This is a genomic window from Hymenobacter sp. 5317J-9 (assembly GCF_022921075.1).
Lineage (GTDB): Bacteria > Bacteroidota > Bacteroidia > Cytophagales > Hymenobacteraceae > Hymenobacter.
The window spans coordinates 1,920,649-1,946,079 of the sequence record NZ_CP095050.1 but is presented as its reverse complement, the minus strand read 5'-3'; the positions used below and the strand labels follow the sequence as shown (position 1 = coordinate 1,946,079).

Genomic DNA, 25,431 nt, shown 5'->3' with positions numbered 1-25,431 from the left:
CCATTAGAGCCTTGACAAGCGCCGGCACTACTACTTATCTACCGTAATCTATTGATGCTGAAGCAGTATTCGGTGGCACATGGCACCTCAGCGGCTTGCTTGCGCAGCCGGAACGGGCGCGGCGAAGCGAGCCGTTTGCTCCAAGGCGGTAAGGCGCGCGCCGAGCGCGGCCTGGCCCGATTGGAGCGCCTGCAGCTGCTGGCGGAGCCGGGCGTTTTCGGCCTGGAGGGCGTCGTTTTGCTTGGCCAGCTCCTGCACGCCCACGAGGGCCACGCCGGCGGGGTCGATGGAGCTGATGCTGGTGTCGTTGACGCCGAGGTGAAAAAGGCGGTAGAAATCCTGGGCCATGGGGCCGAGGTGGGTTTCGCCGTTGGTGTGCTTGTACTGCCAGCGCGTGATGGGCAGCTGGCGCAGCAAGCCCAGCACCTGGGCCCCGTCGGTGGGCTCGATGTGGTCTTTGAGGTTCACGTCGGAAGCGTTGGTCCAGGCACCGCCGTTGCTGAGGTAGGCGCCGTTGCCGGCGGTGGGCTGGGTGCCGCCGGCGCCCACCACAAGCACGCCGGGGCCGGGCGTTTGGCGGCCGAATATCCAGTGCTCCACATCGTCGTTGCCGAACACCATGACGTTGCTGTAGGGCGACTGGGCGCCGTAGCCGATGAAGGTGGAATTGGTGAGACCGGGCTGGCCCGGCGCCGTGCCTGCGCCGCTGCCCAGGGCCGTGATGCGGCTGCCGGTGAAGTTGCTGCCCCCGCTGCCAGAGCCCACGAAGGTGTTGTCGGTGCCGCTGGTGGTGGTGCCGCCCGCGTCGTAGCCCACGAAGGTGTTGTTGGCCCCGCTGTTTATCTGGCCCGCCTGGTAGCCCAGCGCGGTCAGGCCGTTGGCCGAGTTGCGCTGGCCGGCCTGGTAGCCCACCAGCACCACGCTGCTGGCCGCCGTGCTGCCGGCACTGCCGTTCGAGAGCGAGCCCGAGCCCGCGTCGAAGCCAAGCACGGCGTTGAACTGGCCCGACGCGCCACGCCCGGCTTGCGAGCCTACGTACACGTTGGCCGTGCCCGTCACGTTGTTCAGGCCGGCGGTGCTGCCCACGAAGGTGTTGTCGTTGGCCGTGGTGGAGTAGCCGGCGTTGTTGCCCACCATCGTGTTGTCTTCGGCGGTGGTGCCGTTGCGGCCGGCGGTGCTGCCCACGTGCACGTTGCGCCCGCCGGTGGTGTTGAACAGCCCGGCGCCGGAGCCGATAAAGGTATTGGCCCCACCAGTGGTGTTTTTCCAGCCCGCTTTCGAGCCCAAAAAGGCGTTGTAGCCGCCGGTGTTGGTCACCACGCCGGCTTCGCTGCCCACGAAGGTGTTGCTGAAGGCAAAATCGAGGGCCCGGCCGGCGCGGTAGCCCAGGGCGGTGTTGTCCTGCGAGTTGCCGCCGGCCCCGCCGCCCTGGCCGCTGCCGCTGCCCACAAAGGTGTTGCGCACGCCCACCGGGGTGCTGCGGCCGGCCTGGTAGCCCAGGTAGGTGTTGTCGGAGCTGGATTCAGAATTCAGGCCCGATTCGTAGCCCAGAAAGGTGTTGGCGTTGCCGTCCACGTTGTCGTGGCCCGCAAAAAAGCCCATGAACACGTTGCCCGTGCCCACGGTGTTGTCGACGCCGGCGTTGGCGCCCACGAAGGTGTTGTTGCTGGAAGTGGTGTTTTCGCCGGCGAAATAGCCCAGGAAGGTGTTGTCGGAGCCCGTCACGGTGCGGGCGCCGGCCTGCTGGCCGACGAACACGTTGTCGTCGCCGGTGGTGAGGTCGCTGCCCGCAAAGCGGCCCACGGCCACGGTGCCGTCGGCGGTGGTAGCGTTCTGGCCGGCCACGTCGCCGACGAACACGTTGCTGGAACCCGTGGTGAGCTTGTTGGCGGCCGAGTCGCCGATGGCCACGTTGGCGTAGGGCGCCGTGCCGGCAGCCAGCGCGCCGTGCCCGATGGCCACGTTGCTTTCGCCGGTGGTGTTGCGGCGGCCGGCGTTGGCGCCCAGGAAAATGTTGCCCCGGCCGGTGGTGTTGGCGTAGCCCGCCCGGAAGCCCACCATCAGGTTGCGGTAGCCGGTGGTGGTGCTGCGCCCGGCGTTGTAGCCGCTGAAGTGGTTTTCGTCGCCGGTGGTATTGGCCTGGCCGGCCCGGTAGCCCTCAAAGTGGTTGCCCGAGGCCGTGGTGTTGGTGAGGCCCGCCTGAAAGCCGGCAAAATGGTTCTGGCTGCCGGTAGTGTTGGCGGTGCCCGCCGAGCGGCCCTCAAAGAAATTCTGCTGGCCTGTGGTGTTGGCAAAGCCGGCGCGCATGCCGCTGAAGTAGTTTTCGGCCCCGGTGGTGGTGTTGTAGCCCGCCTGAAAACCGGTGAACTGGTTGTAAATACCCGTGGCCTTCAGCCCCGCCTGGTAGCCCACGTACTGGTTGTTGTAAGCGCCGGGCGGCAGGGTTTTGCCGGCCTGGTAGCCGAGGAGCAGGTTGTTGTCGGGGAAAGTCGGCGAACCGACGGGCGCTCCGCCCAGCCAGAAAGCGCCGTTTACGTGCAGGCGGGCCTGCTCCTGGCCGTTGATGCCGAAGCGAACGGGCTTCACGTCGGTGGTGCCGACGTAGTTGCGGCTGGAGTCGGTGGCGGCGTTGCCGGTCAGGTTCCAGCCGCTGGTGGCCGGGGCGGCGCCGGTGTTGAGCTTGGTCCAGGCGGGCGCCGCGGCGGTGCCGGCGTTGTAGTAGAAGCCGGTGCCGTCGGCCAGAGCGGCGTTGGTGTTGAACACCAGCAGGGCCGTGACAGGGTTTGGGATGGTGGTGGCATCGGTCAGGCTGGTCAGGCTCACCTGCGGAAACAGCACGCCTTTATTGGTAGCCCGCACTTCCAGCGCGGCCGAAGCCGGTGGCGTCACCGTGCCCGCGCCAATGCCCACGCTTTGGGCGTGGACCAAGACTGGAAAAAGCAGTGCCATCACGCAGGCCAGCACCACGCGCGGCAGGATTCCGCGGCTGCGATTCAGAAAGTATATATTCTTCATATTGCTGAAAAAGAAGTGGAGGTATCGATGGAAAATCAGAGAGCGGGATAGACTGTGGGCGGCCGCAACAGGCCCCAGTTGCTCAGGGGCCCATCGGGGCCGTCGCCCACGGGGCAGTGCCCGGCCAGCTCAAAGCCCATGCCTTGGTAGAAAGCCAGCTGCGCCGGCACCTGCGTGCTGAAATAGCAGGGCAGCGGCGTTTGCCGCAGCGCCAGCGTAGAAGTCAGCAGCCGTCGCCCTTCGCCCCGGCCCTGCGCCTCGGGCAGCACGGCCACGCCCAGCAGCAAATGGTGCGGCCCGGCCACGCCGTGGCGGCGCAGCCACGCAATGGTGCTCAGCAGGCGGCCCAGGCGCCGGTGGCCGGCCCAGCCCAGGTGCCAGATGGTAGCCGGCAGCAGCCACCACGGGGTGGTGCGCACGGTGGCCTGCGCGGGACCGAGCCACAAGGCTAAGGCCGTGCCGGGCGCGTTGGTATACGCCGCGCCGTGGCGCAGCACCAGCAGCAGCAATTGTTTCAGAAGCCATTGCTGGCGGACTTCTGAGGTACCGTCGCACACGTAGCGCAGGGCCGGGTGCGCAGCAGTGGCCCGCAGCAGGAGTGCCGTGGCCCAAGCCACATCAGCGGCCTCCAGGCGCCGGGGGATGGCCGAGGAGGCAGCATGCGAACGAATGAGAAGAGGCTGGTGCATAAGCTTCAGCGCGGCCTCATCGGAGCGGCGCTGATGCCAGCAAAGGAATAATTACGAGCTGCCCGCTGGTTTCCGCGGGCGTTTCAAATGCGTGCGAAGACGTAGCAGGGCGTTGGGTTTCGTTGCGACTACATTGGTTTTTGCGCACCCCCGCCCTTTTGCTGTCTTTTTCCCACACTTTTTTGGACGGCACTCTTGCCCAAGTGCTGCTTTTTGCAGGCCCGCCTCCGATGAAACAACTGGCTAGAATAGCCGCTGTTTTCAGGCCTGCTCCTTCCCTACTGTGCTGGGTGCGAAGCCGAACTGCCGCGAGAAAGCGGTGCTAAAATGGGCCGGACTGCCGTAGCCCACCTGGTACGCCACCTCGGCCACGGTGCCAGCCCGGGCCTGCAGCAGCGCCAGCGCCCGTAGCAGGCGCGTGTTGCGCAGGTATTCGCCGGGCGCATGGCCGGTCAGGGCTTTCAGCTTGCGGTGCAGCTGGGTGCGGCTCAGGCCCAGCTCCTGCCCCAGCTGGTCTACTCCGTAAAACTCATCACCTAGATGGGCCAGCACAGCCGCATCAAATTTTGCCAAAAAGGCCTGGTCGAGCGAGGGCAGGCCCGACACAGCCGCTGCGTGCACCGCCAGCTGATTGGGCAGCGGAGCCGTGAGTACCCCCGGCGCGTCGGCGGGCGTATTCACGGCCGGGACGGCTGCGGCTAGTTCGGCAAAGCGGGCCCGGGATTGCTGGCTGAGTTGTAGCAAGCTGCGCACCTGGGCGCGCAGCTCGCGCGGCCGAAACGGCTTCGGCATGTAGGCATTGGCCCCGGTTTCGAGCCCGAGCAGCCGGTCGTCGGCCGAAGACCGGGCGGTGAGCAACACGACGGGGATGTGGCTGGTGGCCGGGTCGGCCTTGAGGGCGGCGCATACCTGGTGGCCGCCCAGGCCGGGCATCATCACGTCGCTCACCACCAGGTCGGGCACTTCCGCCCGCGCCTGCGCCAGGCCGGCCTCTCCGTCTTCGGCCAGCAGCAGCCGGTAGCCGTCGGCCGCCAGGGCCTCGGCGATGAAGCTCCGCACCTCCGCGCTGTCCTCTATCAGCAGCACCACTTCCCGCTCATTCAACGGGTCATCGGGGATGGACAGCGGCGCCGGAGACAAAACACTGGGCGGCGCGGAGTAGGCGGGGGCAACCGGGGCGCTGGTCATCGCTCCGCCGCTGGCCGCCTCCGATGCGTCTGCCGTGAGCATGCCCTTGGGCAGGCGCACCACAAAGCAAGCGCCCCGGCCGGGGGTACTGCTTACTTCCACCGTGCCGCCGTGCAGGGCCACCAGCTCGCGCACCAGCGCGAGGCCAATGCCCGTGCCCTGCCGCGGGGTACCCGTGTCGGTCTGGGTCCGGCCATCGGAACTTGCCTGGTAGAAACGGTCGAACAAATGCGGCAGGTGCTCCGGGCCGATGCCGGGGCCGGTATCGAGCACGGCCAGCTCCACCGTCCCGGCGGGGGCCGCCACGGTGGGCACGCTCTGGCTCAGGCGCAGCGTAACGGTCCCGCCCGCGGGCGTGAAACGCAAGGCATTGGCCAACAAATTAGTAAGGACTTCATCAAGCTTTTCGGCATCGAACACCAGCGGCACCGGGCCAGCCGGCGCTTCCAGCCGCAGCACCACGCCCTGGCGGGCCGCCAGGTCCTCGAAACCGGCCAGCGTGTGCCGAACCAGCTGGCCCACGTCGCCGCTGGCGGGGTGCAAGCGCAGGGCTCCCGAATCGAGCTTGCTCAAATCCAGCAGCTGGTTGATGAGCGACAGCAGCTTGCGCGCCTGGCTCAGCACCAGCCCGCCGCGCTGCCGGCTCACGGCGTCGGGGGCCTCGTCGGCCAGCAGCTCGGCCGGGCCCAGAATGAGGGTAAGCGGCGTGCGCAGCTCGTGGCTGATGTTGGTGAAGAAATCGGTTTTCACCCGGTCCATTTCCTGCAGGTGGCTCAGGGCCTGGCGCTCCAGGCGGCGCTCGGCCCGCTCCCGCTCCTGCCACCGGGTGCGGCGCCGCACCGCATACAGGGCCAGCACCAGTGCGCTGGCGTAGAGGCCCCACGCCCACCAGCGGCGCCACCACGGCGCCTCAATGGTGAAAGCAAACGCGGCCGGCCGGCTCCAGCCGCCCTCGCCGTTGGTGGCTCGCACCTCAAACGTGTAGGGCCCTGGCGGCAGGTTGGCAAACGTGGCCGAGGTGCCTTGACCAGGCCCGGCCCAGGCCTCACCCAGCCCCCGCAGGCGGTACTGGTAGCGCACGCTGCCCGGCCGCGCCAGGCTCACGCCCCGAAAATCAAAGCTCAGGCCGTTCAGCTGATACGGCAGGGTGAGGCCGGCCTGCAACGCCGTATCGCGCAGGTTCACCCGCAGGTTGGTGAGGCGCGGGCGGGGCAGCATAGCGGGCCGGGGCACGTGGCGGGGGTCGTAGAGCATGAGGCCGCCCACGGTGCCCATCCAGACCTGCCCGCCCGCGGTGAGAAGCACGGCATTTTCATCGGTTTCGCCGCCCAAAAAGCCGTCGGCCGGCGCGTAGGAACGCACGGTTTTTCGGGCAGGGTCGAAGACGTCGATGCCTAAATGGGTGCCCACCCACACGCGGCCGACGCTGTCGCATTGCACGAAATACGGGTTGATGGACTGCAGGCCCAGGTGCAGGCCGTAGGTGTGCAGGCGGCCAGTAGCGGGTTCGTAGCGCATCAGCGGCGCGCCCACCGGGCCCAGCCACAGGTGGCCGCGCCAGTCTTCGCTAATGGAGCCCACGGTGAGGCGCCCGGCCTGCCCGTCCACCCGCCGAAACGTGTCGTGGTCGGTGTCGACGCTGACGAGGCCGGCGTCGTCGGAGGCCAGCCAGAGGCGGCCGGCCCGGTCGCGATATACCTGCCAGAAATTGTTGCTCATCAGCCCGCGCTGCCCGTTGCGAAAGGTGCGAAACGAGCGGTCGGTCGGGTCGTACACCGTCACGCCGCGGCGGTGCGTCACCAGCCACACGCGGCCGCGGCGGTCTTCGGCCATGCTGGCCACGTACTGGCCGGCCAGGCCTTCCACGTTGCCGTCGTAGGTTTCCCAGCGGCCGGTTTGCAGGTCGTAGCGGCGGGCGCCTTCGCCCAGCGTGCCCACCCACATGCCGCCGCGGCTATCGGGCAGCAGGCTGAGCACGTAGTGGCCGCGGCGCGTGCGGGCGGGCACTACCAGCGGGCGGGCGGGCAGTTGCGGGCCAGTGGTTGCCAAAGGCATCCGGCCAATGTCACACTGGGTTCCCACCCATAGCTCCCCGCTTCGAGCTTGCGCCAGGGCAGTTACAGGGTTGGCGGGCAGGCCATCTACGGTGGTGAATTGCGCAAACCGCTCGTCGGTCAAGTACTGGTTGACGCCGGCATCGGTGGCGGCCCAGAGGCTGCCTTCGCGGTCCACCAGCACGTCGCAGGCACGGTCATCGTCGAAGGTGGCGCGCGGCAGAATCAGTTGAAAGCGAAGTACATTTCCCCGAAACACACCCCGGTACAGGCCGGCCACGGTATTCACCCACACCCGGCCGGCGGGGTCCTGCACCACGCGCAGCGCCGGCCCCACGGCCAGGCCCGACTCCGGCCCGTAGCGGCGCAGGTGCCAATCCCCACCGGGCGTCGCGCTCACCCGCAACAACCCGCGCGCCGAGCCCACCCAGGCCACCGAGTCGCTGACGCGGTGGCAGCCGTAGGCGTGCTGGCGCAAATCGGCGGGCAGGGCCGCCTGCGCGGCAGGCAGCGGCTGGCCCGTGCGGCGGTCGAACAGCACCACGCCTTTGGGCGTGGTGGCCCACTGCCGCCCATGCAGCCCCGGCCCCAGCCACTCCACGGTGTCGGTGGGCAGGCCGCGGCCGGCGCTCCAGTGCTGCACCACGGTGTCGGCCCGGCCTGAAGAAAAGCGCAAGCGCCACACGCCTTGGGCGTTGGAACCCAGCCATACTTCGGTCTGGCTGGCCCAAAGCGCCGCAATGCGGCCGGGCACACGCAGGCCCGGCAACGGCACCGGCCGGATGCGGCCGGTGGGCCCCAGGGCCGCCAGGCCGGCGTATTTCTGACCCAGCCACACGGTGCGGCCGTCGGGGGCCACGGCCACGGCTTGCACGTGCGAGTCGGGCAGGCCCTCGCGCCCGCCGTAGTTGCGAAATTCCTTGCCGTCGAACACGCACACGCCGCCCTGGGTGCCTATCCAGAGGCGGCCTTCCGGGTCTTGGCCCAGGCAATACACGCTGGACTGCACCAACCCGTTGGCAGTGGTGTATGGGCGCACCGCCAAGGTTTGGGCCGCGACCGGTGCCGCCACCCACACGAGCAGACTTATCAAACCGCTCCACCAGGGCATTCGACATGCAGCGGGTAGCAATGGCAACATGGAAGGACATAAGCCCCGCCCCGGCCGGTAGTGGGCCGCAGAACCGGGCAGTGAGAACATGGAAGCATCCGGGGGTTCACCGGTTGAGCCAGCGCACCGAGGCAACTTCAGCGTTGCCACAAAGTGGGCAGACTCGTCCGTAATATACAATCCCCAACATATATACCCTTTTCTCCCGCAAGGCAGGCGGCTGTTGCGAAGGCAGTTATAAGGCAGTTATGTGGCGATGAACTGGTGGGCCGGACGGTAACTGATAGCTACGCCGCGATTACAGCCAGCCGCAGGCGAGCGGGAATGACGTTGGCGGCAGGGCGCGGCTCCGGGGCCGTGGTGGCGGTGAAGGCCCAGCCGATGGACCAGGCTGACGTAACGGTGGATGACAAAAAAACCAATTGCAGATGAGGTACTTGCGGTTCCATGAGTGCGTGGTGAAAATAGCGTTGGGAATATTTCAGGTGTGTATGGTAGCGGTGGTGTGAGATGTGCGGAGCGAGTGAGCGTTCAGGCGTGGCCTTCGCGCACCAGGCCCCAGTTGATGGGGGCGTCGGGGGCTTGGCCGGTAGTGCATTCGCCCAGCATGCGAAACCCCAGCCGCCGGAAGAATGCCAGCAACGCGGGCTGCTGCGTGTCGAGGTAGCAGGGCATGCGGGCAGCGTGCATGGCGGCCAGCGTCACGCGCAGCAGGCGTCGGCCCAGGCCCTGGCCGCGGTCGGCAGGACGCACGGCCAGCGCCAGCAGGTAGTGGTGCTGGTTGGCCGTGAGGCTGTGGCGTCGCAGCCAAGTGGTAGCGACCAGAAAATGCCGCAGCCGCTGAAAGCCGGCCCATTCGAGGCGCCAGAGCGCGGCGGGCAGCAGGGCGGTGCGCAGGAAGCGCCGCAGCGTGGCCGCCGGGTGCTCGGGCCCAATCCAGACGGCCAGCGCATTGCCCTCGGCGTTGGTGTACACGCGGCCGTAGCGCAGGCCAAAACGCAGCACCTGTTCCAGCAGCCAGAGGCGCTGGCCGTGGGCATCGGGGCCGGTGCAGCAGTAGTTCAGCACGGGGTGTTCGGAGCAGGCCGATTCCAGAAAGGCCGTGGCCCAGCTCAAATCGGCGGGCTCCAGGCGGCGCGCGGGCAGGTTCGTGACCATACTATCCAACTGGCGAAGATGACGTGGACGAAGAGGGCGGCAGACTGAATGGAACAACTGTTGGCACCCGCAGCACAACCCGCGGAAAGAGGCGGGCAGGACGTGGTTGCGGTAGCATTTTTTATGGAGCAAAGCCAGCAGGAAATCCTGTGAAGGCAGATAGCCAAAACAACGGCCTGCCTCCGATTTTGCGTTTCGCACCCGTTGCCAATGCGTTTTTGCTTGTTGCGCGGCTTTCGCATCGGTTGCAAATGCATTGTCCTTTGTAGCAAGGCGCCCGGCGCACTGTCACTTTATTCCGCACACCTGCGTAGCCGATGCCCGCCTGGTCCGGCAGGGGGTTGCACTCTGGCCAGACGCGCCGCCAGGTTCAGGCTTCGCTACGGCCGGCTTTGTGGTGCCGCACCGTGGCGCTGGGCGGGTAGCCAAACTGCCGCGAAAACGCCGTGGAAAATGCCGCCGGGCTCCCAAACCCCACCTGGTACGCCACTTCGGCCACCGTGCCCACCTGGGCCTGCAGCAGGGCCAGCGCCCGGTAGAGGCGCGTGCTCCGAATGCATTCGCCCGGCGACTGCCCGGTGAGGGCCTTCAGCTTGCGGTGCACCTGGGTGCGGCTCATGCCAATGTCGGCCCCGAGCTCGTCGACGCCGAATGTTTCGTCGGCCAGGTGTGCCAGCACCGACTCGTTGACGCGCCGCAAGAAGTCCTGGTCGAGGGATGGCAGGCCGGCCACGGCCTCGGCGTGGGCGGCCAGGCGGCTGGCCGGCTCGTCGTCGGCCAGGGCCTGTGGGGCGAGCTCCGGGGCAAAGCGGGCCCGCACGCGCTGGCCCAGCACCAGCAGGTTGCGCACCTGTGCCCGCAGCTCGCGCGGGTTGAAGGGCTTGGCTAAGAAGCTGTCGGCGCCGGTTTCGAGGCCTTCGAGCTTGTCGGCCGGGCCCGACCTGGCGGTGAGCAGCACCACCGGAATGTGGCTGGTGGCCGGGTCGGTTTTGAGGGCGGCGCACACCTGGTAGCCGTCCAGGCCGGGCATCATCACGTCGCTCACCACCACGTCGGGCACTTCGGCGCGGGCCAGGTCCAGGCCGGCGGTGCCGTCGTCGGCCAGCAGCAGGCGGTAGCCCTCCAGGGCCAGCGTGTCTTGCACAAAGCGGCGCACCTCCTCGTTGTCTTCGATGATGAGCACCAGCGGCGCATGGGGCAGCGCCAATTCGGCCGGGCTTGCGGCGTCCTCGGCTCCAGCTGCCGGCGTCGCGGGGGCGGGGGCGGCAGCGGGCGGTGGTGTTTCGGCAACCGAGCGCAGCCCGCGCGGCAGCTCCAGCGTGAACGTAGCGCCCGCCCCCGGTTCGCTGGTCACGGCCACTGTGCCGCCGTGCAGCACCGTGAGCTCGCGCACCAGCGCCAGCCCGATGCCCGTGCCAGTGCGCGGCTTGCCGGGCACGCTGTGGGCTTGGTAGTATCGGTCGAACAGGAACGGCAGGTCGGCGGCAGCAATGCCGGGGCCGGTGTCGCGCACGGCAATCGTGACGCGGCCCGTGGGCGCGGCGGCCGTGGCCGGCAGCTCGGCCACGCTGACGGTGACGGTGCCGCCCGTGGGCGTAAACCGCAACGCATTGGCCAGCAGATTGGTAACGACTTCCTCCAGCTTGGCGGCATCAAACACCAGCGGTACGGCCGTGGCCGGCGCGTCGCAACGCAGGGCAATGCGCCGGCTCTCGGCCAATGAGGCAAACGAGGCCACCAGGTGCCGCACGGTGGCGGCCGCATCGCCCGGCGTGGGCTGCAGGCGCAGGGCGCCGGCTTCGAGTTTGCTCAAGTCCAGCACCTGGTTAATGAGGGCCAGCAGCTTGCGGGCGTTGCGCAGCACCAGGCCGCCCATGTGGCGGGTGGTGGGGTCGGGCGCGTCGGCGGCCAGGGTTTCGGCGGGGCCCAGAATGAGGGTGAGCGGCGTGCGGAACTCGTGGCTGATGTCGGTAAAGAAATCGTTTTTCACCCGGTCCATTTCCTGCAGGTGCTCTAGGGCCTGGCGCTCGAGCTGGCGGTCGGCCCGCTCCCGCTCGCGGCGGCGGGTGTAGTCCCGCACCCAGTAGATGGTCAGGCCGAAGCCCAGCGCATACAGCGCATAGGCCCACCACGTGCGCCACCACGGCGGCCGAATGCTGAACGAGTACGAGGCCGGCACGGGGCTCCACACGCCGGCCTCGTTGGCGGCGCGCAGCTCGAAGCGGTAGTCGCCGGGCGGCAGGTTGGTATAGGCGGCCGAGCGCGTGGCCAGGGGGCGGGTCCAGTCGTCGTCGAAGCCCCGCAGGCGGTACTGGTAGCGCACCCGGCCGGGGTTGGTGAGGCTGTTGGCGCTGTAGTCGAAGGTGAGGTGATTGAGAAAATATGGGAGGCTGGCACCGGGCCGCAGAACCGTGTCGCGCCGGAACAGGCGCAGGCCCGTGAGGCGCGGGTAAGGTGCCACGCGGTTGGGGCGGGCGCCGGTGGGTGTGTAGCGCATCAGGCCCGCCACGGTACCGGCCCAGAGCGTGCCGTTGGGCTCGGCCAGCACGGCGTTGATGCCGGTTTCCTGGCCCATGAAGCCTTCTTCGCAGCCAAAAAAAGTTTGGCGGCCGGAGCCCGGCTCGTAGCGCAGCAGGCCGCGGGTGGTGCCCAGCCACACGTCGCCGCGGGCATCGCACTGCACAAAATACGGATTGTCGAGGTGCGCGCCGGGCTCTTCGCTCAGCGGCACCGGGCGCAGGCCGCGGGCCGGGCGGGCCGGGTCGTAGGTGAAAATGCCTTCGCCGAAGCTGCTCATCCACAACGCTCCCCGCTGGTCTTCGCTGATGGAGAAGATGGACAGCGGCTCGGCCCCGGCCGGCCGGGGTGCCACCATCCGGAAACGCAGGCCGGGGGCACCGCCGGGCCGCGGCGTTTCTTCGGCCTGCAGCAGGCCCGCGTTTTCGGTGCCCAGCCACATGGTGCCGGTGCGGCTGCGCAGCACCTTCATCAGGCGGCGGGCCCCGGCCAGCGGCGGGCCCACGTATTGCTCGATGCGGGCCGTGGCGGGGTCGTAGATAACGAGGCCGTTGGTTTCGGTGGCCAGCCAGATGCGGCCGTGGGTGTCTTCCGCCATGCTGGCCACCGTGGTTTCGGCCAGGGCGGGAATCTCCGGGCTGAGCAAGCGCCAGCGGCGCTTGCCAGCCTCCCACACCGCCGAACCACCCTGGATGGTGCCCACCCACACGTCGCCGTTGGCGCGGGGCAGCACCGCCCGCACTATGTTGTGCAGGTCGGGCTCGCGGCGGGGCAGCGCCTGGCAGCGCGCGCCGCCCGCGGCCCCCGGGCTGAATAAGGCCAGGCCGTCGTTGGTGCCCACCCAGTAGCTTCCGGGCGCGTCCTGGGCCGGCGCCAGGGCGTATACTTTGGTGCCCGGCAAGCCATCAGTCGTATCAAACAAGGCAAACCGCGCATCGGGCAGATACTGGGTCAGGCCGTTGGCCGAAGTAGACCACACGTTGCCTTCGCGGTCGAGCAGCAGGTCGCCGCGGCGGTAGCTGTGCGAGATGAGGCCGGTACCGGGCAGGCAGCGAACCACTGGGGCCGTGGGCGTGGGCAGGTAGCACAGGCCGTTGCCGGTGAGGGCCCACACGCGCCCCGCGCGGCCGGGCTCGGCCACCACGCGCAGCACGCGGTCGGAGCACAGGCCTTGGGCGGCAGTGTAGCGCCGCACGCGCCCGCCCAGAGCCGGCGGGTCGAGCACAAACAGGCCCGCCGCGGGTGTGCTGCACCACAGGCGGCCATCGGGGGCGGCACTCAGGCCCACCACGGGGCCGGAGCGGAGCTCTTCGGGCAGGCCGGCCGGCAGCGGGCGCGGGCGGCCGGTGGCCGCGTCGAGCAGGCGCAGGCCTTCGTCGGAACCCACCCACAGGCCCCCGTCTGGGGCCGGCAGCAGGGCATTCACGGCTTTGGGCTTGTCGCCGGAGCCGGCGCGGGCCTGCACCGGCTGGGCCACGGGCATGGCCAGACTGTCGCCGGGCATGGGCGCATCGGGCCAGCGCAGGCAGTAGAGCGCGCCCCCAGCCGTGCCCACCCAGAGGCGGCGGCTGGTGCCGGTGCCCTGCGGCAGCAGGGTGAGCACCTGGGCGAAACGGGCCTGCGTGCGGCGCGGCGTGATGCGCCGGGCCCGGCCCGTGGCCGAGTTGTAGTAGCAAATGGAGCCGTCGCGCATGCCCAGCCACATGTTGGCGCCGGGGCCGGGGTCGGCGGCAAGGGTCGTGACGCGGGTGTTGGGCAGGCCCGAGCGGGTGGTGAGGGAATGAAACTCGTGGCCGTCGTACCAGGCGGCGCCCACTTCCGACACCAGCCAGAGGCGGCCCTGACCGTCCTGGGCCAGGTCGCTCACGCTGGTTTCGGGCAGGCCTTCGCTCAAACCAAAGCGGCGCGAGGGCAGCGTCTGGGCCTGGGCGGCCGGCGGACGGGCGAGCAGGCAGGCGCCCAGCAGCGCTAAGCCCAACCGTAGAATGGGTAGCAAGCCGTGCCACCTTTGGCGAAAAAAAGGCGTCCTTAATCGTCTGCTCAACATAGCGAACCAGGGTTCGACCACCTGATAATTGCCTGCAACGCAACCTGCTTGCGCTGATGCCTCAGGCTCTAAAACTACAAAATATCTGCAGAGCGCACTATCTTAGTCTTTGCGCAAAGGCACCATTTTTCTCATCGAAGGCGTTGGGCATGTCGTACCTTTGAGCCCGCTTGTCCAAAAACTTGCCCTCCACTCCTCTCTATACCTCTTTCCGTGGCCGAAATATCCTGTTCCTTTTGCAATAAGAGCAAGCGCGAAGTCGCCGTCATGATTTCGGGCATCAACGCCCACATCTGCGAGAAATGCGTGGGCCAGGCCCAGCACATTCTCGACGAAGAGGCCAAGGCCCAGGATGCCAGCAAGCAGCCCAAGTTCAACCTCATCAAGCCCAAGGCCATCAAGGACCACCTCGACCAGTACGTGGTGGGCCAGGACGAAGCCAAGCGCGTGATGAGCGTGGCCGTGTACAACCACTACAAACGCCTGATGCAGAAGCCCTCCGAGGACGAGGTGCAGATTGAGAAGTCGAACATCATCATGGTGGGCGAAACCGGCACCGGCAAAACCTTCCTGGCCCGCATGCTGGCCAAGATTCTGCAAGTGCCCTTCTGCATCGCCGACGCCACCGTGCTGACGGAGGCCGGCTACGTGGGCGAAGACGTGGAAAGCATCCTCACCCGCCTGCTGCAAGCCGCTGATTACAACCTGGAAGCGGCCGAACGCGGCATCGTGTACATCGACGAAATCGACAAAATTGCCCGCAAGAGCGACAACCCCAGCATCACGCGCGACGTGAGCGGCGAAGGCGTGCAGCAGGCCCTGCTCAAGCTCCTCGAAGGCACCAACATCAACGTGCCCCCGCAGGGCGGCCGCAAGCACCCCGAGCAAAAGATGATTTCGGTGAACACCGAGAACATCCTCTTCATCTGCGGCGGCGCCTTCTCGGGCCTCGACCGCATCATCAAGAGCCGCCTGAACACCAAGCCGCTCGGCTTCGCCAAAACCAACCTCGAAGAGCAGGTCGACACCGAGAACTTCTTGCGCTACGTATCGGCCCAGGACATCAAGAGCTTCGGCCTCATCCCCGAGCTCATCGGCCGCCTGCCCGTGCTTACCCACCTCAACCCCCTGGACCGCAGCACGCTGCGCATGATTCTGACCGAGCCCAAGAACTCGCTCGTGCGCCAGTACAAGCGCCTCTTCGGCATGGAGAACATCGAGCTCAGCTTCACCGAAGACGCCCTCGAATACATCGTGGAGAAGGCCGACGAGTACCGCCTCGGCGCGCGCGGCCTGCGCTCCATCTGCGAGAGCATCATGACCGACGCCATGTTCGAGATGCCCTCCGAAGAAGGCGCCGACAAGCTGCAAATCAACCTGAGCTACTGCCGCAGCAAGTTCGAGAAGTCGACGCTGCGCCACATGCGCGCGGCGTAGGTTTCGGTTAAAAGTAAAAAGGCCCGTCTGGATTACCAGACGGGCCTTTTTACTTTTAACTGCCTCTCCTACTCCACCACCACGCGCTGCACGCTGGGCGCGCGGCCCTCAGTTTGCACGGTGAGCAGGTAGGTGCCGGCGGCCAGGCCGGCCGTCGACAGTTCGGCGGTGCTGCCGCTGAAGGTGCGGGTGCTCACCAGCTGGCCCAACACGTTGCGCAGCGCCAGGCTGGCCGACTTGGCGGGCAAAGCCAGCGTGAGGTGCAGGGTGCCTTTGGCCGCAATGGGGTTGGGCCATACGCTGAACTCGCTCTTGGCGGCGTTGGCCGTGGCCGAAATGGCGGTTACGGTGAAGAGGCTGCCGTTGCTCGCGCCGTTGGGCGTGGCCACAAACACGTCGCCCGTGGTGGCGCCGGTGGGCACCGTGGCCGTGATGCTGGTGGCGCTGTTCACCGTGTAAGTAGCCCGCAAACCGTTGAAACGCACCGCCGTGGCGCCCGTGAAATCGGTGCCGGTGATGGTGACGGTGGTACCCACCGGGCCGCTGGCCGGTGAGAGCTGCGCGATGGTGGGCGGGGGCGAAGCGCAGGTGGCGCGCAGCACAAACGTGCCTTCGTCGCCGTTGAAGCCGGTTACGAAAATGCGGTACGTGGTGCCGGCCAACGCCGTAAAGGTCACTTCCGACGACACGCCCCCGTTGAGGTTGCAGCTAGGGCCGTCGTCGTTGCCGCCTTCGCATACGTAGGCGCCGCAGGCTCCCGAGTACACGAACAGCTTGGTATCGAAGTCGGTGCCGGCGTTGCAGGTCGAAACGGTGATGTTGGTGCCCGTGCCAACAATGGTGTAGAACACCCCGCCCGCGTCAATGTCCGCGACGCAGGTACCGGTGGGGTCGCCCGCGTCGCTGGCGTTCACGGTGGTGCCCGTCACGGTCTGGCCGCAGCTGATGGCAATGGCGTTGGCGCAGGCGTCGTTGACAGGCTGCACGTTGAAGTTGAACGAAGACGTGGCCGTGCCGCCCGTGGCCGTCACGGCCACGGGGCCGGTGGTGGCACCCGTGGGCACCGTCACCGTAATCTGGGTGGCCGAGTTCACGGTAAATACCGGCGCCACGGTGCCGTTGAACGTGACCTGAGTAGTACCCGTGAAGCCGGTGCCCGTGACCACCACCACCGTGCCCGGCTGTCCTGCCGGCGGCGAGAACGACGTGATGGTGGGCGGCAGAATGACCGTGAACGGGTTGGCCGACACGGCGGTGCTCACCGGCGTGGTCACGGCGATGGGGCCCGTAGTAGCGCCCGTGGGCACCGTAGCCGTAATCTGAGTAGCCGAATTCACGGTGAACGCCACGGCCGCGGCGGTGTTGAAGCGCACCTGCGTGGCACCCGTGAAGTTAGTACCCGTGATGACCACCGGCGTGCCAATGGTGCCCGAAGCAGGCGTGAAGCTGGTGATGGTGGGCGGCGCGCCCACCACAAACGGCGTGGCCGACGTGCCCGTGCCCGTGGGTGCCGTCACGGTGATGGTGCCCGTGGTGGTACCGGCGGCCACCGTGGCCGTGAGCTGCGTGGCCGACACTACCGTGAAGCTGGCTGCCGACGTGCCGTTGAAGGCCACGGCCGTGGCGCCCGTGAAGTTAGACCCAAGCACCGTGACCACCGTGCCCGCCAAACCGCCCGTGGGCGTGAAGCTGGTGATGGTGGGCCCCACCGCCGGCGGCGAGATGGTGAAATTCGCATCCGAGATGTCGAAGAAGTAGTTGTCGGCCGCTTCCACCATGAGGCGGGCCTGCGACTGCGTCGTAGTCGGGCTGGGCGCCACCACCACGGCCGAGCCGTTGTTGGGCACGTTCTGGGCCAGCACGGTGGGGTAGGTCAGGCCGCCGTCGAGGCTGATGCGAATGTTGACCGTGGCGCAACTCACCGGGGCCAGGTTGGTACCGGCCACGTCCCAGGTCACGGTTTGGGCGGCGCCGCCGGTCCAGGTCACGGCCGTGTTGGGGTATTGCACCACGAAGGGACCGGCCGCGGCGCTGCTGCTCAGGCTCACGGTGCTGCTATAGTTCACGCCACCGATGACGCCCACCGGGCCGCTGTGCTGGTCGCGCACCGTCACGCGGAAGTTGAGGGGGCGCGTCACGGTGGGCAGGCGCTCGCCGAGCACCGTGGTGTTATTCAGCAGGCTGGGCAGGCGCGGGAAGTAGCGCGTGGGGGCCGTGCTGGGCGTGAAGGAACGGAACAGCGGAATGGTCTGGCCGGGCACCTGGGCGGCGTTGGGCGAGCCCGACGGGCCCAGGTCCAGTTCCTCCCACATGTAGGTCAGGGCGTCATTCTCGGCATCGGTGGCGCCGGCCGTGAGTTTAAAGGGCGTGCCAATGGGCAGCACTTTGCCGCTGGCGGGCACGGTCGTCACCACGGGCGCGGTGTTGCCGGTGGCCGCGTTCACGCTGCAGGTGGTGCCGTCGATGAAGGCACGCATTTCTTGGTAGTTGGCCGTGTGGAAGATGGCGTCCGAGTTCGGCTGCAGGTTGTTCGAGGGGCCGCAAATGCCCGCGTAGGCCATGATGGTCGAGCCCGAGCCCGGCTCGTAGGCCGTGCTGGCGTTGCGGTTGCCGTCGCAGCTGCCCGCGTTGTCGTTGTTGAAGGTGTGGTTGCCGCCAAACTGGTGGCCCATCTCGTGGGCCACGTAGTCGATGTCGAAGGCATCGCCCACGGGGCTAATCGAGCCGGTCACGCCGCGCGCCTTGTCGGCGTTGTCGCACACCACGCCCAAGTAGGCCACGCCGCCGCCGCCGGTGCTCACCACGTGGCCAATGTCGTAGTTGTTCACCCCGATGATGGTGTTGATGTTGGTCTTGTTCTGGTCCAGCATCAGGTCACCGTTGTTGTTGGTGTAGGGCACGGGCGGCGCGGTGCCGCCAGTCAGAAAAATCAGCTGGTTATTATTGGCAATGAGCACCATGCGCACGGCCAGCTCTTTCTCGTACACGCCCACCACGCGGTTCACGGTAGTCACTTCGCCGGCCATCACGCCGGCCATGGTGTTGCCTTTGGTCGCGGCATACTCCGGGGTGCAGGCCAGGGCCAGGCGGTAGGTGCGCAGTTGCGGGCCGCTCGACAGCACACTGGCCGTGCGCTGGGCTATGGAGGGCACCGCACGGGCCGCTTTGGCCTTGGTGCCGTCCTTTTTGGGGTCGAAGGCGCACACCAGCGCCGAGCCGGCCGCGGCGCGGTTCATGTCCTTTTTATAAAAACCGAGGTAGTGCCGGGCATCGGTCCGGCTCACGGGGTCGATGTAGAAGCTGTTGCCGTTGCCGGTGAGCACCTGGGCGTGGAAGCCGGCGGGCGTCAGGTCGAGGCGCACGGTAGCGGCCGGGTCGTCGAGGCCCACGCCGGCGTAAGTGGTAATGTCGGGGAAGCGCGCGGCCAGGGCGGGCGCCATCACGGGGGCGTTGCGCAGGGCAAAGCGGCCCAGGCTGCCGTTGGGCAAGGGCAACGCCAGCACCAGCGGCGCGGCGCCGGCCTGGGCTTCCGGGGGGGCGGTGGCCAGGGCGGCGCGCAGACCGGCCACGTCCAGCGTCAGCGGCTGGGCATGAAATAAGGCCGCCGACAGCGGCGAAGCGGCTGCGGCCGCCTTGGCTTCGGCATCGGCCCGGAAAAACGGCGAGTCGAGCTGCTGGGCCTGGGCGGCCGCCGATAAGCCCAACAGTGCGAGCAGCAGCCGGCCCACGCGCGCCACGCCCTGGCGGGCCGACGAACGAGCGGATGACTGCGGGGTGGCCGGCCGGGGCTGGTAACGTCGCATCATTCTAAATCAACTAATTGGGTGGAGACAGCAAATATAACCCGCGAAGGATGGTAGCAGGGCCATAATCGACTAATCACGGCTTTGCGTCGGCCGCTTTTCGGGCCGCAGCTTTCGCCCACAAAAAACGCCGCGCCTCGAAGCAAGCTCCGGGGCGCGGCGTCTGATTGACCCGCTCAAACGGCAGCCCTGACGGGCCGCGGCGCTAGGCGGCTTTGAGGTATTTCACCATCAGCTCGGCCGTTTTGCGGGCGGCCTGCTGCTGGCCCAGCTTCTCCCGTATGTCGGCGTAGCCAGCCCGGATGCGGGCTTGGTAGTCGGCATCGGTGAGCAGGGTGCGCAGCTCGTCGAGCAGGTTGCGGGCCGTGAAGTCGCCCTGAATCAGCTCCTTCACCACTTCGCGCCCGGCAATGAGGTTGACCAGCGAAATGTAGGGCACCTTAATCACCATCTTGCCGATGGTGTAGCTCAGCAGGCTGGTGCGGTAGCACACAATTTGGGGCACACCAAACAGCGCGGTTTCCAGGGTGGCCGTGCCGCTCGTGACCAGCGCCGCTTTGGCGTGGGCCAGCAGGTCGAAGGTTTGGTCGAACACGAAGCGGATGCCGTTGCGGTGGAAGTGCTTGTAGTAGTTAGGGTCGAGGTTGGTGACGCCGGCCACCACAAACTGGTACTCCTGAAAGCCCGGCAGGATGGCAATCATCTCGTGCAGCATCTCCTCAATTTCCTGCTTGCGCGAGCCTGGCAGCACCGCAATGATGGGCCGCTCCCGGTCGAGGCGGTTGCGCTCGTAGAAATCGGTGGAGGGCTGGAATTCGGCCACGGCGTCGGCGGTGGGGTTGCCGGTGTAGTCGATTTCGTAGCCGAACTTGGCGTAGAACTCCCGCTCGAAGGGCAGGATGGCAAACATCTTGTCCACGTAGGCCTTCACCTTCTCGACGCGGCCTTGGTTCCAGGCCCAGATTTTGGGCGAGATGTAGTAGAACACCTTGATGCCTTGCTCCTTGGCAAACTTGGCCATGCGCAGGTTGAAGCCGGCGTAATCGACCAGAATCAGCACGTCGGGCTTAAAGGCCAGAATGTCCTGCTGGCACTGCTTGAGGTAGCCGCGAAACTTGAGGATGCTGGTGGCGGCCTCCAGAAACCCCATGATGGCCAGCTCTTTGTAGTGGCGCACCAACTCACCGCCTTCGGCTTCCATCATGTCGCCGCCCCAAAAGCGGAATTTCGCTTCCGCATCTTGTAGGCGCAGCTCGCGCATGAGGTGGGCGGCGTGAAAATCGCCCGAACGTTCGCCGGCTATTAGGTAGTATTTCATTAAAACAGTTGTCAGTTAGTAATTGTCAGTGAGCATCTTGCCGTTATCGTTCTTGTTATTTTCTGCCCGAAGCCAAGCGACTCCCGACAACTGCTAACTGTCAACCGATAACTGTTCACTGACCTCTAGCCGCCGTAATACTCCACGAAGTTGCGCGGCGTTTCGTAGAGTTTAATGCAGTGCAGGCGCGCCTGGGTGATGGCGGGCAGCTCGCGCTCGATGATTTGCCAGAAGGCGATGGCCAGGTTTTCGGTGCTGGCCATCTGGCCGGCCATGAAAGGCACGTCGAGGTTGAGGTTTTTGTGGTCGACCTGGTCGGTGATGTGCGTGCGCAGCAGGTCGGACAGGGCCTTCAAATCGACCACGAAGCCGGTTTCGGGGTCGGGGTCGCCCTTCACCGTCACGATGAGGTCGTAGTTGTGGCCGTGCCAGTTGGTATTGGCGCAGGGGCCGAACACTTCGCGGTTGCGCTCGTCGCTCCACTTGGGGTTGTGCAGCTTGTGGGCGGCGTTGAAATGTTCCTGGCGGCTGATGTATATCATTCTAATTGTCAGTTGTTAGTTGCCGGTTGCTAGTCTTAACGGGAGCCTTTTCGCGCCCAACAACTGACAACTAACAACTGACAACTAAGTAGTTTTCCGCAGCAAATATACGAAGAAGGGTACCCCGAACAGGGCCGTGACCAGCCCCACGGGCAACCCGGCCGGCGGGTAGAGCAGCCGCGCCAGCAGGTCGCAGGCCAGCAGAAAGCCCCCGCCCAGCACCGCGCAAAACAGCAGGTTGTAGCGCCCCGTGGCGCCCAGCAGGCCCCGCGTGAGGTGCGGCACCAGCAGCCCCACAAAGCCCACCGGCCCGCACAGCGCCACCACGCCCCCCGTGAGGCCGGCCGCCAGCCCCACCAGCAGCCAGCGCCGCTGCGCCACCGGCAGGCCCAGCGCGGCCGCCCGCTCCTCCCCCAGCAGCAGCAGGTTCAGGTCTTTCTGCAAAAAAGCCAGCACGAACAGGCTGATGCCCAGCGCCACCGTCGGATAGGGCAGCACGCTCCAGCCGGCCCGCTCGAAGCTGCCAAATGCCCAGAACACCACGCTGCGCAGGCTGCCCTCGGGCGAGGCCATGAACGTGAGCAGGCTGCCCAGCGCGGCCGCCAGCGCCCCTACCGCCACGCCCGCCAGCAGCAGCGGCGCCGGCAAAATGCGCCCCCGCCGCGTGCCCAGCGCCACCACCAGCAGCGTGGCCCCCAGCGCGCCCGCCAGCGCCGCTACCGGCGGCATATACACGCCCGCCAGCGTGAGCGAAGGCACCAGCACGTAGCTGGCAATGGCCCCTAGCGAGGCCCCGGACGCCGTGCCCAACAGGTAAGGGTCGGCCAGGGGGTTGGTGACGAGGGTTTGGAGCAGGTAGCCGCTCACGGCCAGGCTGGCGCCGGCCAGCAGGGCCAGCAGCAGCCGCGGCAGCCGCAACTGCACTAGCACGAGCTGGGCAGGGTCGGTGGGGTCGTAGTGGCGAAAAGTGTTCAGGATGAACTCGTAGGACGTGGCGTAGCTGCCCACGCGCAGGCCCAGCACTACCAGCGCCAGTACGAGGAGCAAACCTCCCATCAACCACAAAACCGGGCGACGAGCAGGCATCAGCGGGGGCCTTGGATGGACGAAAGCGCCGGCGGCGTCTGGAGCAGCGTTTGCAGCTCCCGCACCGACTGCACGACGCGCGGCCCCGGGCGCTCCATCAGGTTGCCGGTGATGGGGAACACGCGGCGGGTGCGGTAGGCCTCCATGCGGCGCAGTTCCGGGTAGCGCCCGAAAAAGGTGCTATCCAACTGCCAGAAGCGGCCGCCGAGCAGCACATCGGGGTTGAGCTTGAGAATGTACTCGCGGGTGAGGGCCGGATAGGGCTGCGGGAAGGTTTCCGTCACGGCGTTTTGCCCCCCGGCCAAGCGGATTTCGTCGGTGAACAAGGTGTTTTGGCCATAGCAGTAGATGGGGTCCTGCCACGTAATGGCCAGCACTTTGGGTCGGGAAGTAGAACCAGGCGTTACCGCCACTACCCTTTTCAATTCCTGCCGCAGCGAGTCGGCCACGCGGTGGCCCTGCGCCGGGCGGCCCAGCAGGCGGCCCAGTTCTTCCAAGCCTTTGAACACGTCTTCGACCTTGCGAAAACGCATGTAGTAAACCGGAATGCCCAGCTCCTGCAGTCGCTTGGCGTCATCCACCGAGGTGATGCCTTCGACGGTGAACACTACCTCGGGCCGGAGCGTGACGAGGCGCTCCAGGTCCAGTGGGTAGTTGTTGACGACGGGCTTTTGCAGCACGGCGGCGGGGTAATTGTCCTGCGGGCAGCGGGCCACGACAGTGGCGGTATCGGCCACGGCGTAGAGCATTTCGGTCATGCTGGGGGCCAGGGCCAGCACGCGCCGCGGGTGCGCGGGCAGCGTGAGGGCGCGGCCCAGGCCGTCGCGAACCGCGACGGGTCCGGCGGGTTTCGACTCAGACTGGCAACTCGCCAGCCAGGCCAGCGGTAAAAGCAATAGCAGGAAGCGCATGCGGCAAAGGTAGCGGCGCTACCCGGCGCATCGGTTTACCTTTGCCCCGTTCCCAAGCCCGAACCTTATGATAGTAGTTACCGGCGCGGCCGGCTTTATTGCCAGCTGCCTAGTCGCCCGCCTTAACGCCGCCAATTTCAACGACGTGGTGGCGGTGGATAATTTCTCGGTTGAAAAGAAGCTGCCCAACATCCAGGGCAAGAAGCTGCGCGAGTACGTGGACCGCGAAACCTTCTTCGAATGGCTCGACGCCCACCACGAGCAGGTGGAGTTCATCTTCCACCTCGGCGCCCGCACCGACACCACCGAGATGGACCCGGCCGTGTTCGACGTGCTCAACCTGAACTACTCCAAGCAGATGTGGCAGGCCTGCGTGAAGTACAACCTGCCGCTGGTGTACGCCTCTTCGGCCGCCACCTACGGCGACGGCACCCTGGGCTACACCGACACCGACGAGGCGCTGTTTCCGCTCTACCGCCCGCTCAACCCCTACGGCGACTCCAAAAACGACTTCGACAATTGGGCCCTGGCCCAATCCGAAAAGCCCTACTTCTGGGCCGGCCTGAAGTTCTTCAACGTGTACGGGCCCAACGAATTTCACAAGGGCCGCATGGCCTCGGTGATATTCCACGCCTTCCACCAGATTCAGCAAACGGGCTCGATGATGCTCTTTAAGTCGCACCACCCCGACTACACCGACGGCGGCCAGATGCGCGACTTCGTGTACGTGAAGGACGTGGTGGAAGTATGCTTTTTCCTGTTGAATAACCGCAAGCATTCGGGCATCTACAACCTGGGCAGCGGCCAGGCCCGCACCTTTCTCGACCTGGCCCTCAACACCTTCCAGGCGCTGGGCCGCACGGCCGATATCCAGTTCAAAGACACGCCCGAGGACATTCGCGACAAGTACCAGTACTTCACCGAGGCCGACATGAGCAAGCTCAAAAGCATCGGCTACGACCAGCCGTTTACCCGACTGGAAGACGGCATTCAGGACTACGTGCAGAACTACCTGGTGCCGGGCCGGTATATGTAAGCAGAAGAACGTCATGCTTCGGCTGCGCTCAGCATGACGTTCTTCCATTATTCTTCTCCTTCATCCATTCCCGCCCGTGCCCCACTCCTCTCGTCCCGTCATGACCATCGTGGGCGGCGGCTTTGCGGGCACGGCGCTGGCGCTGCAGCTGCGGCAGCAGCCCGGCTTGCAGCAGGCCGAGATTCACCTGATTGAGCCCCGCGAGATTCCCGGTCCCGGCTTGGCCTATAGCGCCCGCCGGCCCGAGTACCTGCTGAATGTGCGTCCCGGCGCGCTGAGCCTCTATCCCGATGCTCCCACCCATTTTGCCGACTGGCTGAACACCCAGCCCGAAAGCGCCGCGGGCGTGCCGGACTTCGCGCCCCGCGCCGCTTTCGGCCGCTACCTGCACCAGGAATTGAGCGCGGCCCTGGCACCCACGGCCACCGCACCGCGCGTGCTGTGGCACAACACCCGGGCCCTTGCGGCGCCGCTATTGGGCCGCCACCGCCGCACGGTGCTGCTGGCCAACGGCACCGAAATCGAGAGCGACTACGTGGTGCTGGCCCTGGGCAACTTTCCGCCGCCCCCGCCCGCCGGACCCGACCACCGCTACCTGCACCACCCCGGCTACCACGCCGACCCGTGGGCCGTGGGCAACCTGCGCCGCATCGACCCCGACGACGACGTGCTACTCATTGGCTCGGGGCTGACAGCCGTGGATGTGCTACTGGCCCTGCACCAGGACGGCCACCGCGCCCCCGTGACCGTGGTGGCCCGGCACGGCCGCTGGCCCAGCGCCCACGGCCCCGTGGCGCCCCCGTATCCCGGATTTTACGATGAACTGGCCCCGGAAACCACCGTGGCGGGCGCGCTGCGCGTGTTTAAGCAACACTTGCGGGCCGCGGCGGCGCAGGGCATTGACTGGCGGCCGGTGCTCGATTCGCTGCGGCCGGATTTGGGGCGCATCTGGGGTGCGTGGCCGCTGGTGGAACAGCGCCGCTTTCTGCGCCACTTAGCGGGACTGTGGGCCGTGACGCGGCACCGCAGCCCACCCCAAAACGCTCAGGCGCTGGCCGACCTCACTGCGGCTGGGCTGGTGCGCCTGCAAGTGGGCACGGTGCGCGAAATACTTCCCGCCGATGACCTCCTGAAAGTGCGCGTGCGGCCCCACGGCGCGGCCGGCTCCTGGCTCACGGCCCGGCACGTGGTGTGCTGCGCCGGCCCCCTGCTCGACTACGGCCGCATCGCCGACCCGCTGGTGATGAGCCTGCGCGATGCCGGCCAGCTCGCCGCCGACCCGCTGGGCCTGGGCATGCTCACCGACGCGCACGGTGCCCTGCGCGGGCCCGACGGCGTGGTGTCCGGCACCCTCTTCACGCTGGGCCCCAGCCGCCGCCCGGCCTATTTTGAATCGACGGCCGTGCCCGAAATCCGGCAACAGGCCGCTGAGTTGGCCGCCGAGCTGGCGCGGCGCGTGCAGCAAGGCCGAAACGAGCAGGCATAAAAAAGCCGCTTCCTGACGAAAGCGGCTTTTTTG

At 67.0% G+C, this 25,431-nt stretch carries 14 protein-coding genes; 3 read left to right on the top strand and 11 right to left on the bottom strand.

Annotated features, from left to right (window positions below):
- Window positions 1-87: 87 nt before the first annotated feature.
- The 6 genes from MUN81_RS07995 to MUN81_RS22685 all read right to left on the bottom strand — a co-directional run bounded on the left by MUN81_RS07995 (window position 88) and on the right by MUN81_RS22685 (window position 13,728).
- Complete coding sequence (locus tag MUN81_RS07995) at window positions 88-3,015, bottom strand: tail fiber domain-containing protein (RefSeq protein WP_245116643.1); 2,928 nt, start codon at window positions 3,013-3,015, stop codon at window positions 88-90.
- 35 nt (window positions 3,016-3,050) lie between these two features.
- Complete coding sequence (locus MUN81_RS07990; protein ID WP_245116641.1) at window positions 3,051-3,704, bottom strand: GNAT family N-acetyltransferase; 654 nt, start codon at window positions 3,702-3,704, stop codon at window positions 3,051-3,053.
- Between the two features lie 261 nt (window positions 3,705-3,965).
- A complete protein-coding gene (locus MUN81_RS07985) occupies window positions 3,966-8,039 on the bottom strand; it encodes a two-component regulator propeller domain-containing protein (RefSeq protein ID WP_245116640.1) in 4,074 nt (1,357 codons plus the stop codon).
- A 305-nt stretch (window positions 8,040-8,344) separates the two neighbouring features.
- Window positions 8,345-8,470: a hypothetical protein gene (locus MUN81_RS22690; protein WP_280638270.1), complete on the bottom strand. Its 126-nt coding sequence runs from the start codon at window positions 8,468-8,470 to the stop codon at window positions 8,345-8,347.
- 118 nt (window positions 8,471-8,588) lie between these two features.
- Window positions 8,589-9,215, bottom strand: a complete 627-nt coding sequence (locus MUN81_RS07980; RefSeq protein ID WP_245116638.1) for a GNAT family N-acetyltransferase — start codon at window positions 9,213-9,215, stop codon at window positions 8,589-8,591.
- Between the two features lie 370 nt (window positions 9,216-9,585).
- Window positions 9,586-13,728 (bottom strand): ATP-binding protein, encoded by a 4,143-nt coding sequence (locus MUN81_RS22685; RefSeq protein ID WP_280638269.1) that lies wholly within the window; start codon window positions 13,726-13,728, stop codon window positions 9,586-9,588.
- Window positions 13,729-13,992: 264 nt separating this feature from the next.
- Between MUN81_RS22685 and clpX the strand changes: the two genes are divergently transcribed.
- A complete protein-coding gene (gene clpX / locus MUN81_RS07960; protein WP_245116636.1) occupies window positions 13,993-15,216 on the top strand; it encodes an ATP-dependent Clp protease ATP-binding subunit ClpX in 1,224 nt (407 codons plus the stop codon).
- A 68-nt stretch (window positions 15,217-15,284) separates the two neighbouring features.
- Here clpX and MUN81_RS07955 read toward each other — a convergent pair whose 3' ends face one another.
- From MUN81_RS07955 to MUN81_RS07935, 5 genes are all read right to left on the bottom strand, one after another.
- Window positions 15,285-19,022 carry a reprolysin-like metallopeptidase gene (locus MUN81_RS07955; RefSeq protein WP_245116634.1) on the bottom strand — a complete coding sequence of 1,246 codons (3,738 nt, stop codon included), beginning with the start codon at window positions 19,020-19,022 and terminating at the stop codon, window positions 15,285-15,287.
- 202 nt (window positions 19,023-19,224) lie between these two features.
- Window positions 19,225-20,337, bottom strand: coding sequence for a lipid-A-disaccharide synthase (lpxB, locus tag MUN81_RS07950; protein ID WP_245116633.1), 1,113 nt, complete (start codon window positions 20,335-20,337; stop codon window positions 19,225-19,227).
- Window positions 20,338-20,462: 125 nt separating this feature from the next.
- On the bottom strand, window positions 20,463-20,879 hold the full coding sequence (locus MUN81_RS07945; RefSeq protein ID WP_245116631.1) for a 6-carboxytetrahydropterin synthase: 417 nt from the start codon (window positions 20,877-20,879) through the stop codon (window positions 20,463-20,465).
- An 84-nt stretch (window positions 20,880-20,963) separates the two neighbouring features.
- Window positions 20,964-21,935, bottom strand: a complete 972-nt coding sequence (locus MUN81_RS07940; RefSeq protein WP_245117371.1) for an iron ABC transporter permease — start codon at window positions 21,933-21,935, stop codon at window positions 20,964-20,966.
- Between the two features lie 29 nt (window positions 21,936-21,964).
- A complete protein-coding gene (locus MUN81_RS07935) occupies window positions 21,965-22,876 on the bottom strand; it encodes a helical backbone metal receptor (RefSeq protein ID WP_245116629.1) in 912 nt (303 codons plus the stop codon).
- A gap of 67 nt (window positions 22,877-22,943) precedes the next feature.
- On the opposite strand from MUN81_RS07935, the gene rfaD reads away from it, so the two are divergent.
- Window positions 22,944-23,912, top strand: a complete 969-nt coding sequence (rfaD, locus tag MUN81_RS07930) for an ADP-glyceromanno-heptose 6-epimerase (protein ID WP_245116627.1) — start codon at window positions 22,944-22,946, stop codon at window positions 23,910-23,912.
- A 76-nt stretch (window positions 23,913-23,988) separates the two neighbouring features.
- Window positions 23,989-25,398 (top strand): FAD/NAD(P)-binding protein, encoded by a 1,410-nt coding sequence (locus tag MUN81_RS07925; RefSeq protein ID WP_245116625.1) that lies wholly within the window; start codon window positions 23,989-23,991, stop codon window positions 25,396-25,398.
- Window positions 25,399-25,431: the final 33 nt, after the last annotated feature.

Bases quoted from the DNA above. Each gene is read 5' to 3' on its own strand.
- MUN81_RS07995 (WP_245116643.1), bottom strand. From the start codon at position 3,015: ATGAAGAATATATACTTTCTGAATCGCAGCCGCGGAATCCTGCCGCGC.
- MUN81_RS07990 (WP_245116641.1), bottom strand. From the start codon at position 3,704: ATGCACCAGCCTCTTCTCATTCGTTCGCATGCTGCCTCCTCGGCCATC.
- MUN81_RS07980 (WP_245116638.1), bottom strand. From the start codon at position 9,215: ATGGTCACGAACCTGCCCGCGCGCCGCCTGGAGCCCGCCGATTTGAGC.
- MUN81_RS07955 (WP_245116634.1), bottom strand. From the start codon at position 19,022: ATGATGCGACGTTACCAGCCCCGGCCGGCCACCCCGCAGTCATCCGCT.
- lpxB (WP_245116633.1), bottom strand. From the start codon at position 20,337: ATGAAATACTACCTAATAGCCGGCGAACGTTCGGGCGATTTTCACGCC.
- MUN81_RS07945 (WP_245116631.1), bottom strand. From the start codon at position 20,879: ATGATATACATCAGCCGCCAGGAACATTTCAACGCCGCCCACAAGCTG.
- MUN81_RS07940 (WP_245117371.1), bottom strand. From the start codon at position 21,935: ATGGGAGGTTTGCTCCTCGTACTGGCGCTGGTAGTGCTGGGCCTGCGC.
- MUN81_RS07935 (WP_245116629.1), bottom strand. From the start codon at position 22,876: ATGCGCTTCCTGCTATTGCTTTTACCGCTGGCCTGGCTGGCGAGTTGC.
- rfaD (WP_245116627.1), top strand. From the start codon at position 22,944: ATGATAGTAGTTACCGGCGCGGCCGGCTTTATTGCCAGCTGCCTAGTC.